General features: G+C 51.9%; 22 protein-coding genes. 9 read left to right on the top strand and 13 right to left on the bottom strand.

The genetic code is table 11. The features are described from left to right. The first annotated feature begins 28 nt into the window (after window positions 1–28). The 4 genes from nuoL to AC4QZR_RS14065 all read left to right on the top strand — a co-directional run bounded on the left by nuoL (window position 29) and on the right by AC4QZR_RS14065 (window position 7,692). The gene (gene nuoL / locus AC4QZR_RS14080; RefSeq protein WP_494481483.1) at window positions 29–2,212 is read left to right on the top strand and encodes an NADH-quinone oxidoreductase subunit L; all 2,184 of its coding nucleotides are present in this window, start codon (window positions 29–31) and stop codon (window positions 2,210–2,212) included. 256 nt (window positions 2,213–2,468) lie between these two features. Further along, on the top strand, window positions 2,469–4,214 hold the full coding sequence (locus AC4QZR_RS14075) for a complex I subunit 4 family protein (protein WP_494481482.1): 1,746 nt from the start codon (window positions 2,469–2,471) through the stop codon (window positions 4,212–4,214). Between the two features lie 57 nt (window positions 4,215–4,271). Beyond that, complete coding sequence (locus AC4QZR_RS14070; RefSeq protein ID WP_494481481.1) at window positions 4,272–5,783, top strand: NADH-quinone oxidoreductase subunit N; 1,512 nt, start codon at window positions 4,272–4,274, stop codon at window positions 5,781–5,783. A gap of 16 nt (window positions 5,784–5,799) precedes the next feature. After that, window positions 5,800–7,692 (top strand): amidophosphoribosyltransferase, encoded by a 1,893-nt coding sequence (locus tag AC4QZR_RS14065; protein WP_494481480.1) that lies wholly within the window; start codon window positions 5,800–5,802, stop codon window positions 7,690–7,692. Window positions 7,693–7,944: 252 nt separating this feature from the next. On the opposite strand, the gene AC4QZR_RS14060 is transcribed toward AC4QZR_RS14065, so the two are convergent. Then, on the bottom strand, window positions 7,945–8,145 hold the full coding sequence (locus AC4QZR_RS14060; protein ID WP_494481479.1) for a hypothetical protein: 201 nt from the start codon (window positions 8,143–8,145) through the stop codon (window positions 7,945–7,947). 106 nt (window positions 8,146–8,251) lie between these two features. On the opposite strand from AC4QZR_RS14060, the gene AC4QZR_RS14055 reads away from it, so the two are divergent. Genes AC4QZR_RS14055 through AC4QZR_RS14045 form a run of 3 tightly spaced genes read left to right on the top strand, consistent with a single transcriptional unit; the run spans window position 8,252 to window position 9,908 of the window. Beyond that, window positions 8,252–8,707 (top strand): GNAT family N-acetyltransferase, encoded by a 456-nt coding sequence (locus tag AC4QZR_RS14055; RefSeq protein WP_494481478.1) that lies wholly within the window; start codon window positions 8,252–8,254, stop codon window positions 8,705–8,707. A gap of 56 nt (window positions 8,708–8,763) precedes the next feature. After that, window positions 8,764–9,195, top strand: coding sequence for a carboxypeptidase-like regulatory domain-containing protein (locus AC4QZR_RS14050; RefSeq protein ID WP_494481477.1), 432 nt, complete (start codon window positions 8,764–8,766; stop codon window positions 9,193–9,195). Window positions 9,196–9,239: 44 nt separating this feature from the next. Further along, window positions 9,240–9,908 (top strand): hypothetical protein, encoded by a 669-nt coding sequence (locus tag AC4QZR_RS14045; protein ID WP_494481476.1) that lies wholly within the window; start codon window positions 9,240–9,242, stop codon window positions 9,906–9,908. Between the two features lie 66 nt (window positions 9,909–9,974). Here the strand turns inward: AC4QZR_RS14045 and AC4QZR_RS14040 are convergent, their stop codons facing one another. The 7 genes from AC4QZR_RS14040 to AC4QZR_RS14010 all read right to left on the bottom strand — a co-directional run bounded on the left by AC4QZR_RS14040 (window position 9,975) and on the right by AC4QZR_RS14010 (window position 14,458). Continuing rightward, window positions 9,975–10,253, bottom strand: coding sequence for a hypothetical protein (locus AC4QZR_RS14040; RefSeq protein ID WP_494481475.1), 279 nt, complete (start codon window positions 10,251–10,253; stop codon window positions 9,975–9,977). A 13-nt stretch (window positions 10,254–10,266) separates the two neighbouring features. Continuing rightward, on the bottom strand, window positions 10,267–11,010 hold the full coding sequence (locus AC4QZR_RS14035) for a hypothetical protein (RefSeq protein ID WP_494481474.1): 744 nt from the start codon (window positions 11,008–11,010) through the stop codon (window positions 10,267–10,269). Further along, complete coding sequence (locus AC4QZR_RS14030; RefSeq protein WP_494481473.1) at window positions 11,007–11,399, bottom strand: GntR family transcriptional regulator; 393 nt, start codon at window positions 11,397–11,399, stop codon at window positions 11,007–11,009. Before AC4QZR_RS14030 ends, AC4QZR_RS14035 begins: the two co-directional genes overlap by 4 nt. A 12-nt stretch (window positions 11,400–11,411) precedes the next feature. After that, a complete protein-coding gene (locus tag AC4QZR_RS14025; protein ID WP_494481472.1) occupies window positions 11,412–12,188 on the bottom strand; it encodes a hypothetical protein in 777 nt (258 codons plus the stop codon). Continuing rightward, on the bottom strand, window positions 12,172–13,026 hold the full coding sequence (locus AC4QZR_RS14020; RefSeq protein WP_494481471.1) for an ABC transporter ATP-binding protein: 855 nt from the start codon (window positions 13,024–13,026) through the stop codon (window positions 12,172–12,174). Before AC4QZR_RS14020 ends, AC4QZR_RS14025 begins: the two co-directional genes overlap by 17 nt. A gap of 220 nt (window positions 13,027–13,246) precedes the next feature. Then, the gene (locus AC4QZR_RS14015; RefSeq protein ID WP_494481470.1) at window positions 13,247–13,471 is read right to left on the bottom strand and encodes a hypothetical protein; all 225 of its coding nucleotides are present in this window, start codon (window positions 13,469–13,471) and stop codon (window positions 13,247–13,249) included. A 30-nt stretch (window positions 13,472–13,501) separates the two neighbouring features. Further along, on the bottom strand, window positions 13,502–14,458 hold the full coding sequence (locus AC4QZR_RS14010) for a CvpA family protein (protein WP_494481469.1): 957 nt from the start codon (window positions 14,456–14,458) through the stop codon (window positions 13,502–13,504). Window positions 14,459–14,740: 282 nt separating this feature from the next. Here AC4QZR_RS14010 and glgX point away from each other — a divergent pair, with 282 nt between their 5' ends. Further along, entirely contained in the window at window positions 14,741–16,885 is a 2,145-nt protein-coding gene (glgX, locus tag AC4QZR_RS14005) for a glycogen debranching protein GlgX (RefSeq protein ID WP_494481468.1), read from the top strand. Between the two features lie 24 nt (window positions 16,886–16,909). Further along, window positions 16,910–17,191, top strand: coding sequence for a GNAT family N-acetyltransferase (locus AC4QZR_RS14000; protein ID WP_494481467.1), 282 nt, complete (start codon window positions 16,910–16,912; stop codon window positions 17,189–17,191). A gap of 67 nt (window positions 17,192–17,258) precedes the next feature. On the opposite strand, the gene AC4QZR_RS13995 is transcribed toward AC4QZR_RS14000, so the two are convergent. From AC4QZR_RS13995 to AC4QZR_RS13975, 5 genes are all read right to left on the bottom strand, one after another. Then, window positions 17,259–17,540 carry a hypothetical protein gene (locus AC4QZR_RS13995; protein WP_253403118.1) on the bottom strand — a complete coding sequence of 94 codons (282 nt, stop codon included), beginning with the start codon at window positions 17,538–17,540 and terminating at the stop codon, window positions 17,259–17,261. Window positions 17,541–17,762: 222 nt separating this feature from the next. Further along, window positions 17,763–18,296 (bottom strand): YceI family protein, encoded by a 534-nt coding sequence (locus AC4QZR_RS13990; RefSeq protein WP_494481466.1) that lies wholly within the window; start codon window positions 18,294–18,296, stop codon window positions 17,763–17,765. A gap of 98 nt (window positions 18,297–18,394) precedes the next feature. Further along, complete coding sequence (locus tag AC4QZR_RS13985; protein WP_494481465.1) at window positions 18,395–18,859, bottom strand: META domain-containing protein; 465 nt, start codon at window positions 18,857–18,859, stop codon at window positions 18,395–18,397. Between the two features lie 137 nt (window positions 18,860–18,996). Continuing rightward, a complete protein-coding gene (locus AC4QZR_RS13980; RefSeq protein WP_494481464.1) occupies window positions 18,997–19,884 on the bottom strand; it encodes a hypothetical protein in 888 nt (295 codons plus the stop codon). Window positions 19,885–20,003: 119 nt separating this feature from the next. Continuing rightward, window positions 20,004–20,696 carry a VOC family protein gene (locus AC4QZR_RS13975; protein ID WP_494481463.1) on the bottom strand — a complete coding sequence of 231 codons (693 nt, stop codon included), beginning with the start codon at window positions 20,694–20,696 and terminating at the stop codon, window positions 20,004–20,006. Between the last annotated feature and the right edge of the window lie 127 nt (window positions 20,697–20,823).

Raw genomic sequence — 20,823 nt, 5'->3', positions numbered from 1 at the left:
AGACTGAACCCGATAGACAGCCTATATTTTGGAGCTTTCCGCACTTCTTGAACCACTGGCCGGCACGCCCCAAACCACCCTGGCATTAGGAGTGCTTTTGCTACCGCTACTGGCTTTCGTGCTGCTATACCTGGCGGGCAAAAAGCTACCCCGGCAGGGTGACTGGCTGGGGATTGGCGCCACCGGACTTGCCTTTGCACTTTCGATCTATCTCTTTACCCAGATCTGGAATACGGAAGTATACCACAGCCGGGCCGTCTGGTTTAAGCTGCCTTCCAGCTTCATAGCCGATTTCACAGCAGGTATACTGCTCGATAACCTGACGGTGCTGATGCTGGTCATCGTCACATTTATCTCTCTGCTGGTGCAACTCTTTTCGGTGGGCTACATGCACGGCGACAAAGGGTATAGCCGCTACTTCGCCTACTTGGGCCTCTTTACTTTTAGCATGCTGGGCATTGTGCTGGTTGATAACCTGCTGCTGCTCTTTATGTTCTGGGAGTTGGTGGGTTTGTCTTCTTATCTGCTCATCGGCTTCTGGTATGAGCGTCCTGCTGCCGTGGCAGCCAGTAAAAAAGCTTTCCTGGTCAACCGCGTAGGCGATATCGGGCTGCTGCTCGGCCTGTTTGCCTTCTATACCTATTTCCGTACTTTCGACCTGGAAGCCTTGCGTACTTTGATGGGGGCAGGGGAGTGGTTGAACGGGACCTTTGTGACAAGCTATACCTTTGAGGGACAGTTTTGGTCAGTTGAGTTAAGTTCGCTGTTTCTGACGCTGGCCGGACTCGGTCTGTTTATGGGCTGTGTGGGCAAGTCGGCGCAGTTTCCGTTACAGGTATGGCTACCCGACGCTATGCAGGGCCCGACACCCGTATCCTCGCTGATCCACGCCGCGACCATGGTGGCGGCTGGCGTATACCTGGTGGCGCGCTGCTATGCTTTCTTCACAGTAGATGCCCTCACGGTCATCGCTATTATTGGCGCCATCACGGCACTGCTCGGTGCGCTGGCGGCAATCAATCAATATGACATTAAAGCCGTGCTGGCCTTCTCCACGATCTCACAGTTAGGCTATATGGTGATGGGCATGGGCACCGGAGCACACGACGCTTCGCTCTTTCACCTGACTACACATGCATTCTTCAAGGCAGCGCTTTTCCTGAATGCCGGCATCATCATTCATGCTATGCACCGGGGGCTGCACCATACGCATCAGCCTGTCGGGGTAGATCCGCAGGATATCCGGAACATGGGAGGTCTGCGCGAGGCAATGCCACTCACCTTCTATACCTATTTGCTGGCGGCGGCTGCGCTCGTCGGGTTGCCTTTGTTTTCCGGTTTCCTTTCCAAAGATGCCATCCTTTCGGGGAGTTGGGCCTGGGCACAGACCATGAGCCAGGCCAATGGGAACAGCCTGTACTTTATCGTGCCTGTAATCGGTTTTGCCGTAGTGTTGCTGACGGCCTATTACATGGGGCGGCATTTGTGGTTCATGTTCTTCGGTTCGTTCCGCTTACCATTCGATGTGCGAGCGCTGCGCTTGTCGGCTGGTCAGGAGATGGAGCGGGTGATGCTTATACCTGTAGCATTATTGGCGGTGTTGTCGATGGGTATTTTCTTTTCGCTCAACCCGTTATCCTTTGCCGGAAGTTGGGTGATGCAGGGCATCAGCTTGACGCAACTTTCACAGGAAGGCACTCAGCTTGCCGGTAGTTTGATTAAGGCTGTGACAACGCAGGATGCTGCCAACGGCACTGCTCACCTGATGATCGGGCTGCTTTCCGCCTTGCTAGGTATAGTAGGTATAGCCCTGGCCTTTGGCAGGTATAAAGGAAGAAGTAGCGAGGCACTCCTGCAGGAACAGCCACGCGGTACTCTGGCAAAGCTGACGTATCACCATTACTACCTGGATGCCGCCTACGACAAGGTATTTATAAGACCCGTGTTGCAGATGGCCCGCTTGCTATACCGCTTCGACAAACGTGTGATCGACTATACCCTGGACTACGCGAGCAAATGGCTGGTGGTGTTCTCCAAAATCGTAAAGTGGTTTGATAGTTGGGTAGTGGATGGCAGCGTGTGGCTGATCGGGGTGATGGCCAAAGTGCTCGGCCGTTTCGGGCGCGGACTTCAGAATGGCAAGGTGCAATCTTACTACGCTTACTCCCTTTTCGGATTTATTCTGATAATACTATACATCATGCTGAATTGATGTTAATTTCGCGATCAGGTTCTACAGGATGATCGGATTAGCAGGATGAAGGCTATACCTGTATACCTGTATACCTCATACAGAATTCTGCTTCCAGCTTGTGGAGCAATTGCGCAAATCTATACCTATGCTCAGGAGGAGCTGTGGCTGAAAACAAAAAGGACCCGGCATCACATCGGGGAAAAGCATAACAATACAGATACACACATGCGTAGTCGTGTGTCGTGATACGTGATAAAAGTGTCGTAACATATTGATGAATTATACTCTTTCCAGCCTTATTTTTCTTCCTCTGCTGGCGGCGCTCGTGGTGTTGCTGCTGCCGACGCGCATGCAGCGGGGCATAAAAGCAGTAGCGCTGGGCGGTTCGCTGATGCAACTGGCCGTAGCCGTGTGGCTATACCTGGGTTTCGATGGTGCTAAGGTGGCGAACGGGCAGACAGGCTATCAGTTTGTGGAAAAACTCGACTGGATCGGTTTCTCCTTGGGCAGTCTGGGGCGTTTCCAGATCGAATATTTTGTGGGCGTGGACGGTGTAAGTATCAGCATGGTGCTGCTCACAGGTATAGTAGGTGTGATCGGCGTTATCTCGTCATGGAACATCACCAAAAACGTGAAGGGCTATTTCTCGCTATACCTCTTGCTCATGACCAGCGTAATGGGCTGTTTCCTTGCGCTGGACTTCTTCCTATTCTACCTCTTTTTCGAGTTTATGCTCCTGCCCATGTACTTTCTCATAGGTATGTGGGGTGGCCCGAAACGGGAGTATGCGGCGCTTAAATTTTTCATCTATACCCTGATCGGCTCGCTTTTCATTTTGGTCGTAATGATCGGGCTCTATACCTCTGTGATCGATCCGGAGGCAACGGCGCAGCAAATGGGCCTGATAGGGCAGAACGTTCCTGCCAGTCTGGACATGGTTCGCCAGGTACAGCAGATGCTGCAACAGGGCGCAATCAGCGAGGCCGACATGGTGCGGACCTTCAGCATACCAGCCATGATGGAGCCGGCCAACTTTATACCAGGCAGTCTGCTACATGTGTTCTCAGGTGTTTCGCTGTTTGCTCTGCCGATTCGTTTTGTGGCTTTCCTGCTGGTACTGGCGGGCTTCCTGATCAAGGTGCCGTCTGTGCCGGTGCATACCTGGCTTCCTGATGCGCACGTGGAGGCGCCTACACCTATCTCGGTATTGCTGGCGGCCATCCTGCTGAAGGTGGGCGGTTACGGTCTGATCCGGATTGCTTACCCTGTTTTCCCGGATGCAGGCGCTTACTTTTCTACTTTTGTCGGCGGACTGGGCGTGCTTTCTATAATCTATGGGGCACTCTGCGCGCTGGCCATGAACGATCTCAAGAAACTGATCGCTTACTCCTCGGTGTCACACATGGGCTTTGTGCTGCTGGGCCTGGCTTCGCTCACCAATGAAGGCGTGAATGGCGCTATTTACATGATGTTCAGCCACGGCCTTATCTCGGCAATGCTTTTCCTGGTGGTGGGAGTGATTTATGACCGCGCACACGACCGCATGATCCTGAATTTCCGGGGACTTGCCAAACGCATGCCGGCTTATACCGCTTTTGTCGTGATCGCCTTTTTTGCTTCACTGGGTTTGCCTGGCTTCTCAGGTTTTATCGCCGAGCTGCTGGTGCTGCTGGGTAGTTTCAGTGCACCGGAAGCAACGGGTATGCTGCCGCGCTGGATGGCGATCGTTGCCGTGATCGGTCTGCTGCTGTCGGCGGCTTATTACTTGTGGGCGCTACAGCGCATGTTTTTTGGTAAGTACTGGATCTTCCCGGAGCTGCGCCAGAAGGCCATTATTGCAGACCTTACCAAGCGGGAGTACCTGATGCTGGTGCCGCTGGCTATTCTGGCTTTTGTCTTCGGCATCTTCCCGCACCTGCTCCTGGATAAAACAGGTATGACGGTGACAGGTTTTACGGAACTGATGTTGCGAAACGGACAGGAGCAGCTCAACATCCTGCAAGCGATTTTACATAGATAATACAAGCCCTGATGCTACAAGCTTCGTCAGGGACACTACTATACCTTATACCAACACGTGGAAGAACAGGCAGCACAACTCCCCCAGGCCATCGACAGCATTCTAGCTGGAGCAGGGTCGCTGCTGCCCGAATTGCTGCTGGCCATTTTCTTCCTGCTGCTGGTTACGCTCGATCTCTTCAAGTCCAAAACAGTGAAGTGGCTGCTGCCCTGGGTGGCGCTGACCGGGCTTTTTTCTGTACTAGTGCTGTTGGTGTTGGGTCCACAAGGTATAGACGGGGTGCAGTTTCTCAACCTGCTGCGCTCTGACGGTATCGCGCGTTACACAGGTATACTCTTTAGTTTGACGGGTATCTTTACCATCCTCCTCTCGCTCCAAAACCCGAAAATAGAAAAGCGCAAACAGGGCGAAGGCCGTGGCGAATACTATGCCCTGATTCTAATGCTCGTGCTGGGCCTCAACCTGATGGCTAAGTCGGTCAACCTGCTCATGGTTTTCCTGGCGATAGAGATCGTGTCCATTGCCTCCTACATCCTCACGCTCACGCTTAAAGAAGAAAAAAGAGCCGTAGAGGCAGGTCTGAAGTATGTGCTCTACGGCACGCTGTCGGCCGGCGTAATGCTCTATGGCATGTCCTTTTTCTACGGCCTCACCGGCTCGTTGGACTATACCCTGGTGTCTTTCTGGCGCAGTCTGCTCGACGCCAGTCCGCTGATGGTGACGGTCGCGGCCATTCTGGTGTTCGCCGGTTTTCTATTCAAAATATCGGCGGCCCCTTTTCACTTCTGGACGCCTGATGTTTACCAGGGAGCACCGATGCCGATCGTCGCGCTCTTCTCTACAGGACCCAAAATGGCGGGCATCGTTGTGATCATGCGCTTCGTGGCCGCCTTCGCCGACCCAACCATCGCCAGCGCTTTCAAAGATGTGCAGCTTTTTCTGGGTATAGCCGCTCTCGCGACGCTGGCAGTCGGCAACTTTACCGCGCTCTGGCAGCGCACGCCGCGTCGCCTGATGGCTTTCTCCTCGGTATCGCATGCGGGCTTTCTGCTGATGGCGCTGCTGGCTTTTGGCAGCGACTATACCGTGAGCGTGCTCTTTTATATGACGGTGCTGCTGTTCATGAACTTCGGCATGTTCCTGTTCCTGCAGATGGCTGAGGAAGACTGGCAAGTGCACACGCTCGAAGACTTTCAGGGAATGGGATCGCGTGTACCATTTGCCAGCATCATGGCGCTGCTCTTTCTGCTCTCCCTAACGGGCCTGCCGCCACTGGCCGGTTTCATGGGCAAGCTGCTTGTGTTTAGCAATGTGTGGGAGGCTTATTCCGCCACCGGACAACCGATGCTGCTGGTCTTGCTCGTGGTGGGAATCCTGCTCACTGGGGTCGCTTTGTTCTACTATATCAAAATACCTTATCACCTTTTCCTGAAAAGGAATCAAACTGCCGAAAATTTAGTTATTTCACTGTCAAATAAGCTGCTGCTGGTTTTTTTCGCCCTGCCGCTGCTGGTCTTCTTTTTCAAACCTGACCTGCTGCTGCAATGGATAGAGAAACTGCTGGCCTAGATACTTTTACAGCCCTATGAGCGATTCCATTAAGCACGAATGCGGTATAGCCCTGATCAGGCTCCGAAAACCAATCGAATATTATGTTGAAAAGTATGGCACTCCGATGTACGGTGTCAACAAGCTATACCTGCTGATGCAAAAGCAGCACAACCGCGGACAGGACGGGGCAGGGGTAGCCAGTATCAAGATAGATGCGGGTCCGGGTATGGAGTATATCAACCGCTTCCGTTCTGTAAAGACCCGCGCCATCGACAGCATTTTCGGGAAGATCGGCAAGGAGTTTAAAAAGCTGAAGGAAGATCAGCCTGAGAAAGCCCTGAACACGAACTGGGTATGGGAGAACCTCCCTTTTCTGGGCGATGTATACCTGGGGCACCTGCGCTACGGTACACACGGCGTCAACAGTATAGACAACTGCCACCCGATGGTGCGCGAAAATAACTGGCGCAGCCGCAGTCTGGCCGTGGCCGGTAACTTCAACATGACCAACGTGGACGAGCAGTTCCAGAAACTGATCGAACTGGGCCAGCATCCAAAGCAAAAGACTGATACCATTACGGTGCTCGAAAAGATCGGCCACTTCCTCGACGAAGAAAACCAGATGCTGTTCGAGTCTTACAAAGACGAATACTCCAACAAAGAAATTACTTCCCTGATCGAAGATAACCTGAGTCTGCAGCGTGTGCTCAAGCGTGCCTGTAAGGACTTCGACGGTGGCTATGCCATGGCAGGCCTGACGGGTTACGGCGCCTCTTTTGTGGTGCGCGACCCGAACGGTATACGCCCGGCCTACTATTATATGGATGACGAAGTGGTGGTGATTGCCTCTGAAAAGCCGGCCATCAAGACTGCTTTTGATATAGAGTACAGTGAGATTCGCGAAATTACCCCAGGTCATGCCCTGATTGTGGACAAGGCCGGTAACGCCGATTTGAAAGAGATCATGCCGCAGCTCGAGAAAAAATCCTGCAGCTTTGAGCGCATCTACTTCTCCAGAGGCAACGACCCGGAGATCTATGAAGAGCGCAAGAACATGGGCCGCCGCCTGTGTCCGCAGATTCTGGAAGCCATTGACTACGACCTGAAAAACACGGTATTCTCTTATATCCCGAACACGGCCGAATCGTCCTGGCTGGGTATGATGAAAGGGATCGAAGACTACCTGCGTACCTACCGCAAGCGAGCCATCCTAAACCAAGAGCTAAGCGAAGAACAGCTCGACGAGATTCTGCAGTTTAAGCCCCGAGCCGAGAAGCTGGTGATAAAAGACGTGAAGCTGCGCACCTTCATCACCGACAACGACAGCCGAGACGACCTGGTGACGCACGTGTACGACACGACTTACGAGGTGGTGAAAAAAGGCATCGATACGCTGGTGGTACTCGACGATTCGATTGTGCGCGGCACAACGCTTGAGAAAAGTATCATCCGCATGCTGGACAAACTGGAGCCGAAGAAAATCATCATCGTTTCCTGTGCACCTCAGATCCGCTACCCGGACTGCTACGGTATTGATATGTCGCGTGTAAAGGAATTTGTGGCCTTCCGTGCCATGCTGGCGTTGCTGAAAGACCGTGGCTTGTACTACAAAGTAGACGAGGTATACGACAAAATACAAGCAGTACAGGGTACGCCGGCCATCATGGAAACCAACTATGTAAAGGAGCTGTTCGACCTCTTTACGCATGACGAGATTTCCGCTAAGGTATCAGAGATCGTGAAAGCGCCGGAGGTGAATGCCGAAGTGCAGGTAATTTATCAACGCATCGAAGACCTGCACCTGGCCTGCCCGAACCACAGCGGCGACTGGTACTTTACAGGCAACTACCCAACTCCGGGCGGTACCCGTGTTGTGAACCGCGCCTTCATGAACTTCGTGGAAAACAAGGCCGTTCGCGCTTATTAATTGAAATTCAATTTCCTTTCAAAGGCCTGTTCTGTAAAAGAGCAGGCCTTTTTTGTTTTGCACATTCGCATCACGCGGAAAATAGGATTGCACCTGGGCAAGGCAAAGTGGCAGGGCGAGCTGGCAGGTGATTACATAACCTCCATTCTGTTTCTAATAGGAAAGTAGTGATTCACATACCTAGGAATGGTGAAAGTGATCTGCCGCTTCGCAGAACTTCATCTTCGCTAATAAACTACTCTATCTGTAGACCTACTTCGTCAAGTCAGCGAAGGCCATAATCGCAAAGGCGATGGTGCCGCCGTAAACGGCAAATTTAGTGATCGAGGATGCATTGGCGAGGAAAGCGGTGTGCTGGTTGTACTTGATGATGCCCATGAGCGTGAGGGACAGGTATAGGAACAGCGCTAGTGGAATGATGTTGAAGAGGATTTCGAAAAGGTCACTTGCCATGGGTACTCCTGAATTTTGAAGGGTATGCTGCAAATATAGGTATAAAAGACAGGCTGCCGTATCTTTGCAAGGAACAACACACCACTATCAGCTTAATTTAGCCCCCATGGACCTCACCAAAATCTGCAAAGCCTTTCACGAACTGACCCCCAGCGAACTTTACGACATGCTGCGATTACGCAGTGAAGTCTTTGTGGTAGAGCAAAACTGTGTGTTTCCTGACATGGACGACAAGGACCAGCTGTGCCATCACGTCCTTTTCTACAACGAGGATCGGGTGTTGGTTGCCACCTCCAGACTGGTGCCGGCAGGTATAGCTTACCCGGATATGATGTCGATCGGGCGTATTGTGACGAGCCAGTTGGTGCGTGGCACGGGTGTAGGCAAGGAGTTGGTTGAACTGTCGATTGAGGAATGCTATCGACTATTCGGAAAGGGACAGATCCGGATCGGGGCGCAGCTGTATGCTAAGAAGTTTTATGAGCGCTTCGGCTTTGAGCAGTCCAGCGAGGTATACGATGAGGACGGTATTGACCACATCAAAATGGTGAAGCAGGTATAGCAAGTAGTTGATATATAGTGCTTTTTCATTATCTTGGTTTGTAATCCCGAGACGATATGAAAACAAGGTTTGTAAACCGGTACGGTTTGCTGCTCGCGCTGTTCTTTGGGCTAAACGCCTGCATAGAGAAAGAGGACGACTACATCAGCAAGTACTGCCCGGGCTCCTGCACGGAGGTAAACGGGCAGGTGTTGAACGGCAGCGGACAGCCCATACGAGGGATGCAGTTGCTGGCAACCTGGCAGAACTTACGAACATTCAAAGCGGGTGGAGGAGGTACTACCCGAAAAAAAGCTGTGGCCTATACCGATGACAGCGGCAACTATACCTTGCGTTTCCTGCTGCGAGATGATGAAATGCTGGAAGGGCAAATTGAAGTAGTGCCACAAGGGAGAAATTGCAACCAGACGAATTGCCAAAGCTATACCCTGTACTGGGATGAACTGAAACGCGATACGACTTTCAGTCACGATTTCCTGATCGATTAAAGCGCCTGTGACTGTGGCTATACCTGTCTAAACTGCCCTACCGTATGCATCATCCGCTAAACCGTTGTCTTCTTGTCTTTGCTTTTCTGGTATGCTTTTCGGTTGCTGCCCAGGCGCAGCGTGTTCAGCGTGTTGGCCTGCAGGTAGGGTCCGCATCCCCGATCGGCGATTTCAAGAAAGACCGTTTTGAGGAAGACTACCCACCGATGGCTAGAAGAGGCGTAACTGTGCAGGGGACTTATCAAGTGGATATAAAGCCATACCTGGCAGTAGGCGCCTCGGCAGGTTTTCGTTTCCATCGCTTCGATATGGACGCCTTTGCGGCACCTGACGACGAACTGGCACTGCGACGGGAGGCAACTGGCTGGAAGAGTACTCATGTGCTGGCTGACCTATACCTTCAGAGCCGTCCTGGAAGCCTTTTTGGGTATGTGAAGGGATCAGTAGGAGGGGTTTACAGCAAATCGCCTGAAGTGCGGGTGGATACACCCTATGGCCCCATCCGCCGAAGTTCCGACACAGCAGTGGCTCCCGCTTACGGTATTGCCAGTGGCTTTGGCATACAGGATGGTCGGTTTCTGTTTTCGGTAGAAATAGGCTTACTTGCTGCCCAACCCTCCTTTGAAGTAACCAATGCCCAAGGTGTAAGAAGCACAATAAAGCAACCCATGCACACGATTAACTCCATGCTGGGCCTGAGCTATACCTTGTAAAGCGCTGCAAAAGAAAATGCCCGAGCTATATTGCCCGGGCATTTTCTTTTGAATTAATCAAGCCACTTAAATTACCATCACCAGTTCAGCAAAGGCATCCACTAGCTGCAGAATTCTGCTTGTAAGCACAGTTTTCTGCTCATCAGCCGGGTCCTGTGTTGCTATGAGCGCAGCAGAGACTTCCGAGGCTGTATGATTGGAGACGCCACTTGTCACATGGCAGCTAGTTGGCTGGTGATAGAAAACTTCAGAGCACGTATTTTGCCTGGTAGCTTTGCTGTTGCTTTCCTGCGACAGGCTTATAAAAAGTAGTCCTCCTAACAGGATAAGTCCTGAATTCTTCATAGCGGTGCAGGGTTTACTTGCGCAGGATGGCCAGGGCTTCACCAGAAAGCTCCACCTGCGCCTGCTCGGACAACGTGTACTGCAGTGCAGGTATAGACACGTTGAGCAAGGTCAGGTGACTTCGGTTGCGGATATCCATATTCGCCTGCTGAATCTTATTGTCCGGATGAATGAGCAACTTGGAATCACTTTCCGGGCTGGTGCCTGTCACGGCCTGCAGGTGCTGTAACTGATTTCCGTGCAGTTGCACCATCACCCCGTTGTCAAGTTCCAACCTGAGGCTGTCCTGCTTAAATCCCACCAGCGAAGTGTTCAGGTAACTGGCTGTATTCAGGCGCTTGCTGTTGGTTATCTGCTTGCCATTCAGGGTATGTGTCGCGTTAGCGCGCAGTGTCTTCAGCACAGGGGTTTTGATGACGAGGTGTGGAGTGCCCCAGCCACGCACGCCTTTCTGCGTGTCATCGGTGGTCACATCTATCTGCAGTGTTTTGTTTTCCTGGCTGATTTGCACGACTTCTTCGTTTCCTTTGTACAGGTATACCGCATGCTCGTCGCCGGGTTCAATCAGCACTTTTAGCATATCGCCGGCATTTACCTCCACCTCATCAAAACCATTAAAGTCCATGACCACATAGTTTTTGTAGGGATCCTGGTAAGATTTGGTGTTGTACTCCGCCTTAAGGGCGATATTGTAAGTGGCCAGTGCGCTAGCAAGCACCACTAAAGCGAAGAGTAAGAGTTTATTGCTGGTTTTCATGGTTTCTGCTCGATTTCTTGTTCGTAATTTTCTGATTTGTATACTTCGTAGCGCTTCTGAATCTCGTCCAGGTTGATTTCCAGCAAAAAGATATTTCTGAAAAAAGCTGGCAGGTCCTGCTGCAGAAAACGCTCTTTGCGCTGCGCCTTCACCTTCTTCACGGCATCCGGCGTTACAAAAAAACCAAGACCGCGCTTGTTGTAGATCACCTCCTGGTTCTGGAGCTGCTCGTAGGTGCGCATCACGGTATTGGGGTTCACCTGAAAGGTTACTGCCAGATCGCGTACCGAGGGTATCTTGTCTTCTGCTGCCCACTTGCCTAGCAAAATCTGGTCGCTTACGTGCGCTGCAATCTGCAGGTAGATGGGTTCATTCTCTTTAAATTCCATGCTTTTCCTCCCCTAAACTTGCTTTTCCTTTATTTTGAAATAAGCCACCAACCAACTTACAAGTGCCAGAACAACCAGCAGCAACAGCATAAGCGGCTCATTCCCTTCGTAAGCACCTACATCGAAACGCTTGTCATTTTCCATAAAATAGGTCCCTGAAAAAGGAGTCGCCGATGCCAGGTCGCGGCCAAGCATAGCCTGCACAACCTGCTTATTTAGGTTGTAAAGCAGCAAAATGCCCAGAAAACCTGCGAAAGCCGTTTTGATAAAGTGATGCTTGTTGAAGTAAGCCGAGCCCACCAGCATCAGGGCGTTGAACAGCGCATAAAAGGCCAGTAGCACATGCAGGGGCGGTTCAGAGGTAAGAATGTTCATTACTTCATGCTCAGGTCCTACACGCGGATCAATGTTGAGCAGAATGTAGACGATCAAATAAAAAGAAGGTATAAACAGCAACAGGTAGATGGGAAACGAGTACAGCCAGCCGACCAGGTACTTCTCGAACTGAGACGCCGGCAAGGTCAGAAAAGCGATCGCCTTCTTCTTATCGCCCAGTTGCGCAAATACGGTGCTCGAAAACACCATACCTGCCCCCATCAGAAAGAACAGGAAAAAGATAGACTGCTCTGTAGCCAACATAGGCCTGGACGCCATGTAACTGGCCATGCCTACGATCAGAAACATGGCGCCAAGTAGCACAGCTAGCGACATCAGGTAGGTTTTGTAGTGCTCCACGGTATGCTTGCGAAACAGCAACGCAAAGCGGCTCAGGTTAAAGTGATTGTTCATAGTGAGGTCTTTGAAGGATTTCGGTTACAGATGTATTGCCACTGGTGATGGCGTTGAAGAGCAGTTCCATGTCCACTTTGCTGTAGTTGCCCATCACGTTTGGCAGAATGGCCTGCCTGCCACGCAGCGCATCTTCAGCATAAAGAGCATTATGGGCTTCAGATTCAGGTATGGTCGTGAAAGTGAGCCGTTCACTGATCGCATCAAGCGACTCGTTCAGCACGATCTCCCGGTCATGCACCACCACCAATGTGTCGATCAGGCTGTCGAGGTCGCGCACCTGGTGGGTGGAGATGATGATGCAGCGATTCTCGGTGAGGGCAGAGGCAATGATGCGGCGGAACTGTACCTTAGAAGGTATATCCAGGCCATTGGTCGGCTCGTCCATGATCAGCACGCTGGTGTTGGTGGCCAGGCCGAAGGCGATGATGGCCTTCTTCTGCTGACCAAACGACATTTTGCTGAACACAGCATGCGCTGGCACTTCAAACTCAGAGAGGTAACGGTAAAAGGCCTCTTCGTCGAAGAGGGGATAGAAAGGCGCCGTGTTCGCCACAAATTGCCTAGCTGTGAGCGAAGGCATGTAGATTTCTTCCGGAATAAAATAGAGATCCCCGAGCATAGCCGGCTGGCGCTTGTGCGAATCGAAGCCGTTTACCTGACAAGTGCCCTCCAGGGGAGAAACCAGCCCGACCATGTTCTTGAGCAGTGTGGACTTGCCCGCTCCGTTCTTGCCCAGTAGCCCGTAAATATGACCCTCCTGCAGCGTTAGGTTCAGGTTCCGGAACAGCAGCGACTTGCGGCTATACCCGAAACTAAGGTTCTTGATCTCAATCATTTGTGTTTGTTTTAGTGTATTAGTTACATAGTACACTACAAATGTATGTATAGTTTTATCAATACCAAATTATTTTTTAAAATATTTAGATAAGGGTATATAAGCTTAGGATGAAGCAGTTGGGATAACAGTGGGTCTGCTTTTTACCATTATCCGGGGATTCAGGAGAACTGAAAAACAATGAAAGGAGGTGAGGTTTATAAATCAGTTATACCTATACCTAGGAAGAGGTGTGATTAGAAAGGGCCAGGTATACCTGCTCTGCGTCCTGCTTCTCTAATATTTTCTGGGAGGCTCCGAAGTCGAGCACGAGTTTGGCGGTTTGCTGCTCTGTCTCTGGTTTAAAATAAGCGTAGCACAGTTTGGCCACATCCAGCAGGAAGGTAGCACGTGTAGCGCCACTGCCGAGCTGAATGCTTATAAAGTTGCTGTTATCGTGCTGCATGGCTATACCTGGGTTCTGCTCAGGTATACGTTAGTTTCGGAATTTCTGCGTGATCATCAAGCCATGCTCTTTGCTTTGCAGCACGCCTATACCTACCCGCCCAAAGCGCAGGTGCAGGATGTTGGCCCGGTGACCAGGCGATTCCATTAGCCCTTCGTGGGCAATGGCGAGGGTAGGGGCCAGGGCCAGGTTCTCGCCAGCCGCCCTGAACGGAATATGGGCAGCCCGAATTCTGTCAGCTGCACTGGCTCCCTCCGGCGAGACATGCGAAAAATAGCCGCGCGAGAACATATCAGCTGCATGTTGCCGGGCAACCCTGGTAAGGGCCGTATCCGCCTGCAAAGGCTGCAGTCCTTTGGCAATGCGTTCCTCGTTCAGCATTTCGAGCATGCGGGCCTCCAATGCCGGTTGTGGCTCGTAGTCATCGGTCTTGAAGGGTAACTCGATGAATTCTTCTGTTTTCGTCGCAATAGTGAGTTCGTTGAGGGTACGCTCCGCCACCCGGTCAAACACGGAGGTCAGTTCATCTTCTGCCAGATGGGTATAATTGCCAAAGCGGCCTGCTACTCTGCTTTCGTGCACATAGCTCTGAAAGCGTTCCGGAAGTGGAAGCAACAGCAGCAGAACAGAAATGATGGCAATGGTGATGGTGCCACTCAGCACGCCCGGCAAGGCACCAAGTGCTTTGTTTACGGGGTGGGTGTGCAGCTCGTCTGAGAACAGATCCAGGACAAGTGACCCGATGAACTGAATGAGCATGCTGGAGAGCACCGCAATGACGAAAAAGGAGATAGGCGGAATCCAGTACATGTTCCAGTCGGTGGCGCGGCTGAGCCAGTCGGCGAGCGCAGGGTATAGCCGGAAACTCAGCACCAGACTGCCCACCCAGCGCACCAGATCCAGCAGACTAAAGGCAAAACCACGGCGCCAGCCCATGTAGGCACTAACCAGCACAATCAGTATCAGAAGCAAGTCAAGGGCGTTCATCAAATGCTTTTAGTGGTGTGGGTATATGCATGTATATGCATGGTAAAAGTAAATAAAAGGATGCAACACAGGTATAGTACCGTTCCCAGATTGCCAGTTTGTAAAGTCTGTCGTCTGAAATCCCTTTTCTTGTTCCTTCTTACGATCAGGCAGAAAGCAATGGTTATGAGAGCAGTTGTTGATCACAATAAATCAGATATGGGACGACTCTTTCCAGGCTTTCTGCGTAGACGGAAAAGTCCTGAAAAGGACATCATCAGCTACCTAAGTTAGAAAATCCTTATGAATATTACCGTATACCCTGGCAGTCCCTACCCGCTGGGTGCCACCTGGGATGGAGATGGCGTGAACTTTGCCCTGTATGCCGACAATGCCACTGGCGTAGAACTGTGCCTCTTTAACTCGATTGAAGACGAAAGCGAATCGGTGAAGATAAAGATGAACGAACGTACCCACCAGGTATGGCACGCTTACCTGCCCGAAATCAAGCCCGGGCAGATGTACGGCTATCGCGTTCACGGACCATATGACCCGGCTAACGGCCACCGCTTCAACCCAAACAAGCTCCTGATCGACCCGTATGCCAAGGCTATTTCGGGTACCATCGATTGGCACGACTCCCTTTTCGGCTACGAGGTAGGCGGTTCTGAAGAAGATTTGGAGATGAGCACACTCGACAGCGCTCCCTTTATACCTTACAGTGTGGTGGTAGACCCGAATTACAACTGGGAAGGCGACAAACCACCTAAAATCCCTTACCACAAGTCCATTATTTATGAGGCCCACGTCAAAGGCTTCACCAAACTGCACCCTGATATACCGGAGGAGATTCGTGGTTCGTATGCGGCCATTGGCCATCCGGTCACCATCAAGTACCTGCAGGAATTGGGGATCACAGCGATCGAGCTGATGCCCGTCCACCACTTCATCACCGACCGGCACCTGGCCGACAATGGCCTGACAAACTACTGGGGCTATAATTCGATCGGTTTTTTTGCGCCGGACGTGCGCTACTCGAGCAGTGGCACATTGGGTGAGCAGGTAGTGGAGTTTAAAAACATGGTGAAAGCGCTGCACAAGGCAGGTATAGAGGTGATCCTGGATGTAGTGTACAACCACACCGGCGAGGGCAACCACATGGGTCCAACGCTCTCTTTCCGGGGTGTGGACAATTCATCGTACTACCGCCTGGTAGAAGAGGACAAGCGCTTTTACATGGACTACACTGGCACGGGCAATACCCTCAACGCCATGATGCCGACGGTGCTTCGCCTGATTATGGACAGCCTGCGCTACTGGATCCTGGAAATGCACGTCGACGGCTTCCGCTTCGACCTGGCCGCCACACTGGCCCGCGAACTGCACGAGGTGGACCGCCTGGGCTCTTTCTTCGACATCATCCACCAGGACCCGGTTATCTCACAGGTGAAACTGATCGCAGAGCCCTGGGACATCGGGGAAGGCGGCTATTTGGTGGGCAAGTTCCCGCCGGGCTGGGCCGAGTGGAATGGAAAGTACCGCGACTGCATTCGGGACTACTGGCGTGGAGAGGGAGGCACCCTGGGGGAGTTTGCCGAACGTTTCACAGGCAGTTCCGACCTGTACCGCGACGACTTTCGCCGCCCTACGGCCAGCATCAACTTCATCACGGCCCACGACGGCTTCACGCTGAATGACCTGGTGTCGTACAACGAGAAGCACAACGAGGCCAACGGCGAAGACAACAACGACGGCGAGAGCCACAACCGTTCCTGGAACTGCGGTGCCGAAGGGCCAACGGATGATAAAAAGATTATTGAACTCAGAGACCGGCAGAAGCGAAACTTCCTCACCACGCTGTTTTTGTCGCAGGGAGTGCCCATGCTGGTAGCCGGTGACGAGATAAGCCGAACGCAGCAGGGCAACAACAACGCCTACTGCCAGGACAACGAAATATCCTGGATCAACTGGCTCAATGCCGACAAAGAGATGTTGGCTTTTACACAAAGATTAATAGAGCTGCGCCGCAACCACCCGGTGTTCTGCCGACGCCGTTGGTTTCAGGGGCAGCCTATCAAAGGGGTGGGAGTGGAAGACATCGCCTGGTTTCAGCCGGACGGATCGGAGATGACGGAAGAGCGCTGGAACCACGATCATGCTATGTCGCTTGGCGTGTTTCTGAACGGACGCGGTCTGCATTCGGTGGGTCCCAAAGGCGAACAGATCATTGACGACAGCTTCTACCTGATCTTCAACGCCCACCACGAAGACGTAGACTATATCATTCCCGAAGCCAGGTACGGTGCGCAATGGACCAAAATACTGGATACTTACCACAATGAGATTAAAGATGAAGGGCCTACCGTGGAAGCCGGTGAAAACATACGGATCGGAAGCCGCTCTATCGTACTCCTGCATCACCCGACCGGACAATTGGTTAGCGGGTAATAATCAATTTAAATAAAAACAACCATGGAACTGAACATCAAACACGATAAAGAATACCAGCAGTTTACCGCCAGTCTGGGCGAAGAAGATGCTGAACTGGCTTACGCCACTCCTTCTGAAGAAGTGATGGACTTTACGCACACTTTTGTGCCAGAGTCGGCACGGGGCAAAGGCGTAGCGAACAAGCTGATAGAGGAAGGCCTTTGCTACGCAGAGGAGAACGGGAAGAAAGTGATTGCTACCTGCCCGGTGGTGAAGAAATTCATCGACAGGAATTCGAACTATCAAAAACTGTTACAGGAATAGCCTGTCACCTAAAACAGATAAAAGGTATACCCCAACCCGTTACGGGTTGGGGTATACCTTTTTTGAGTCAGGACTTGTAGCGCGCTATGTAGGCGATGGCTGAAAGGACCAGAGGGTGCTTGGCCTGCATCTTTTCGATGAGTTGCTCCATCACCAGGTAATCACTCACCGCCGTGCTGATTTCACCGCAGAGCAGCAGGTACTTATATCTGATGACGCTGATGTAGCACTTATCATCATTGTGAAGCATAAAGTTGCAGATGTTCAGGTATAGTTCCTGAGCCGCTTTATCGCTCAGGTCGATGTTTAAAGTATCTTTTATCGCTTTTCTGGCGCTTTTCTTTTGCATAATAGTAGGAGGATTCATGCAAGCTGGCATGCTGAGGTATAGAGCGGCCATACAGCCGGATAAAGCACAAGCAAGGTTTACCGGATAGAAATACCGGTAGAGGCGCTTGCCAGGAGTTGGCGGGCTAAGCGAACGGGAGTGTTCTATTAGGGTCGGGTAAGGTATAGGGCTAATGTGGCAGCCGCACCGGCCGGGGCGCCAGTGGCCAGTACGCCTGGTATGCTATTGTTTCACGAGCTGTATCTCGCAGTGAAGGCGAATTTCGTCGCTCACCACTACGCTGCCGGCTTCAGTGACGGCATCCCAATTTAGACCGAATTCTTTTCGTTTGATCTTGCCCTCCACACTGAAACCTGCTTTGGTCTGACCGTAGGGGTCTACCACGGTGCCGTGATATTCCACATCCAGCGTAATGGGCCGTGTGGTGCCGCGGATGGTGAGGTCTCCTTGTAGCTTCTCGAAGCCTGGTTTCAGCTCATCGTAGTTTTTGCCTTCAAACCGCACCTCTCCATGATTATCGGCATCAAAGAAATCGGCTGATTTCAGGTGTGTGTCGCGCTGCTCGTTGTTGGTGCTGATCGAATTCACATCGGCTGTGAACACAATCTTTTTGGTGCTGTGAAAGTCCTCGCCATCGGTCTCAACTTCCACATTGAACTTCTCGAAATAGCCGGTCACCGTCGTGATCATGAGGTGACGTACTTTGAACTGCACTTCGCTGTGCGTGGGATCTACAATCCATTTAGTTGTTGCCATAGGTATACGTGTTTTAGCTGCTCAATTAATACATGACTGCTGGTGCCTTTAACATACTGCTTACATGGTAATATGGTTATAATCTGATAGTTATTCTCTCATCGTATAGCTGGCATGTTGGGTTCTGAGCCTGTCCGGAAGGTGGCGACGGCCGTTTTTTGGTGGAAGAGCGTGAGCACATCCCCCGCGATCTCATAGGAGTCGACCGTTTTGAGCACGGCCATCAGAAGGTTTTCCTGCTCTATGATCGGGCACATAGCCCGGGTGGTAGCCAGGTCAGTGAGCTGAAGGGAGCTGTTGCTCAGGCTATACCTGCCCATCAGGCGGTTGCAGCCGGTAAAGCCTGTCAACTCATTTTCACCTGGCTCGAATCGTATGTAAGCCGTCTGGTTTTCGGGGTTATCCTCAAACTGTTGGTCCTGCAGGGAAAGCAGTATCCAGTAAGAACTTTTGAGTTCTGTGTCTCCTTCAACGCCGTAACGTCTGTTTTTCTCGCTCAGGTTACAAGCGCTCAGGCAAACAAGAAGTAGCAACATCCAGCTGTAGTGTAATATTTTTTTCATAGTGTCTTATCAAAGGGCTTGCGCTATACCTGTGCTTTGTCCGGGTATGGATTAGCATACGCATAAGCGCACAAGAAGGTAGCTTGATGGAGTAAAGCAGGAAGTCCACCAGGCAGGTGGACTTCCTGCTTTAGGTTTTATTTCTGGTAACCTCGAACTCCGGGTCCATAATTGGTGATGGGGGAGTTGGCTGAGTAATCAGGGCCGGAGGAGTAGCCATAGCCACGCGGGCTGCGGCTTGGAGAGTCATCCTGGCCTGAACGGCTGTGTCTTGCCATGCGATTAGCCTCGTGGTGGTCATTGCGACCTTCGCGGTTACTGTTGCGGTGCTCATAGTTGCTGCCATACTGCTGGCCGTAGTCATTGTCGCTGCTACTGCGGCTGTGTTCCCCACGGTCGTAGTAGCTGTCGTCCAGGTTTTCAGGATTGTCAATAGTTCTGCGTCCGTCCTGCCTACCGTGTGCGTAGTTGTAGCGCTCATCCGTACCATATTGGTCGAAGCGACGACCGTGGCCGGTCTGGCGGTAACTGTTTTCCTGCCGCTCATAGCGACGGTTGGCATGGTCTACATCGCTCTCTCTGCGCCAATCGGTGTCGCGGTCACGCTCGTAGCCTCCCTGGCGCTTGTAATTCATGTAAGGGTTCGGGTCTCCATAATGGTAATGGTCGCCTTGCGAACTTCTGCTGCCTGAGCCATAGTTGTAGTTGTCTCTTTCACGGTTGCTGTAAGAGCTGCCGCTGTCCCACTCGTTCTGGTGCATTTGCCCCTGGGTATGGCGGTTGTCCTGGTCGCGGTTGCTGCGCCAGCTGCTGGCCCCGTAGCCGCCTCCCGGTCCGGAAGAAGAGCCGCCATAGTTTCGGCCCTGGCTACTTACGTTGCGGTACGTCTGGCCCTGGTCCGGCATGCCATAGTAATTGCCTCTGTTCTCGTAGCGGCTTTGGTAGTTCGATAAGTTATCACTGTCACCGGAGCGGTGGCCGCGGTTACGGTTGTCGCTGTCGTAATTTCTTTCGTTGTGTCTCATAGTTTTAAGTGTTTTGGGTTGATGTACCTTCTGCCTTATAAACGGGCTTTGAGCCGCAGTGTTCTCTTCGTTTGTCAATAGCAGCGGTTGTTTTCCGTAATCTGCGCAGCGGGCATTGGCTATACCTGTACCTCTGTCTTCTCTGATTCGATCACAAAAGGGCCCTGGGCAACACGGCCAGCACCCGGAGCCTGCACCCGTACACGCAAGGGCAAGGCCAGGGCCGGGTTTTGTGTGGGAAACCAGGGTCGTTGTTCCTGCACTACTATGAACAGGCCCTCCGCATCGCCTACAGCTTCGAACAAAGCAGTGGCCGATTTCCAGCGGGGGAGCTCTAATCTCTCACGGAGCTCCTGTGCAAATCCCGCCACATCTGTTACCGGCAGTCCCACTTCGGCTATACCTGTCAGTTGCGCTGGACCAAAAACAGTGCTGCTTGGAGGAGTAGTACGATGAGCGATGAACTCCAGCAGATTGAATTCAGGATCATAGAAATAGAGTGCCTTGGCCTGCCAGTTTTCATGTTCGACTACGGGAGAAGCAACGCCGGGAGCATACAGGAGCGCCACCCGATCCCGCAGACACGCAGCAGCTTCCATAATCCCGTTGCCAGGTACATGAAACGCCAGATGATAGCCACCATTTTTCGGTGTTTCTGCTTCTACAGTCCGGAAGGTCAGTGTGCTATACCCTGCCTGCACGCTAAACGACTCGTCGGCTTCTGACAGCAGGGGCAAACCGAGCAATTGTGTGTAAAATGCTTTTAGCTCTTCAGGTTGGCTGGTTTGCAGTTCAAGTGCGGTTATTTTCATCACGATGCTTCATAAGGTAACAGTAGTAAGAGGTATACGCGGGATGAAGTGACTCAGACGGAGCTTCTAACAAAACGGAGCCTATCTGGTTGATAAGGAGAGAATAACGGTGGTTTTAATGCGAATT

Source organism: Pontibacter sp. YIM B11418 (assembly GCF_059278805.1).
The sequence above is the reverse complement of the archived record's forward strand: the minus strand, read 5'-3'. Positions and strand labels throughout refer to the sequence as shown.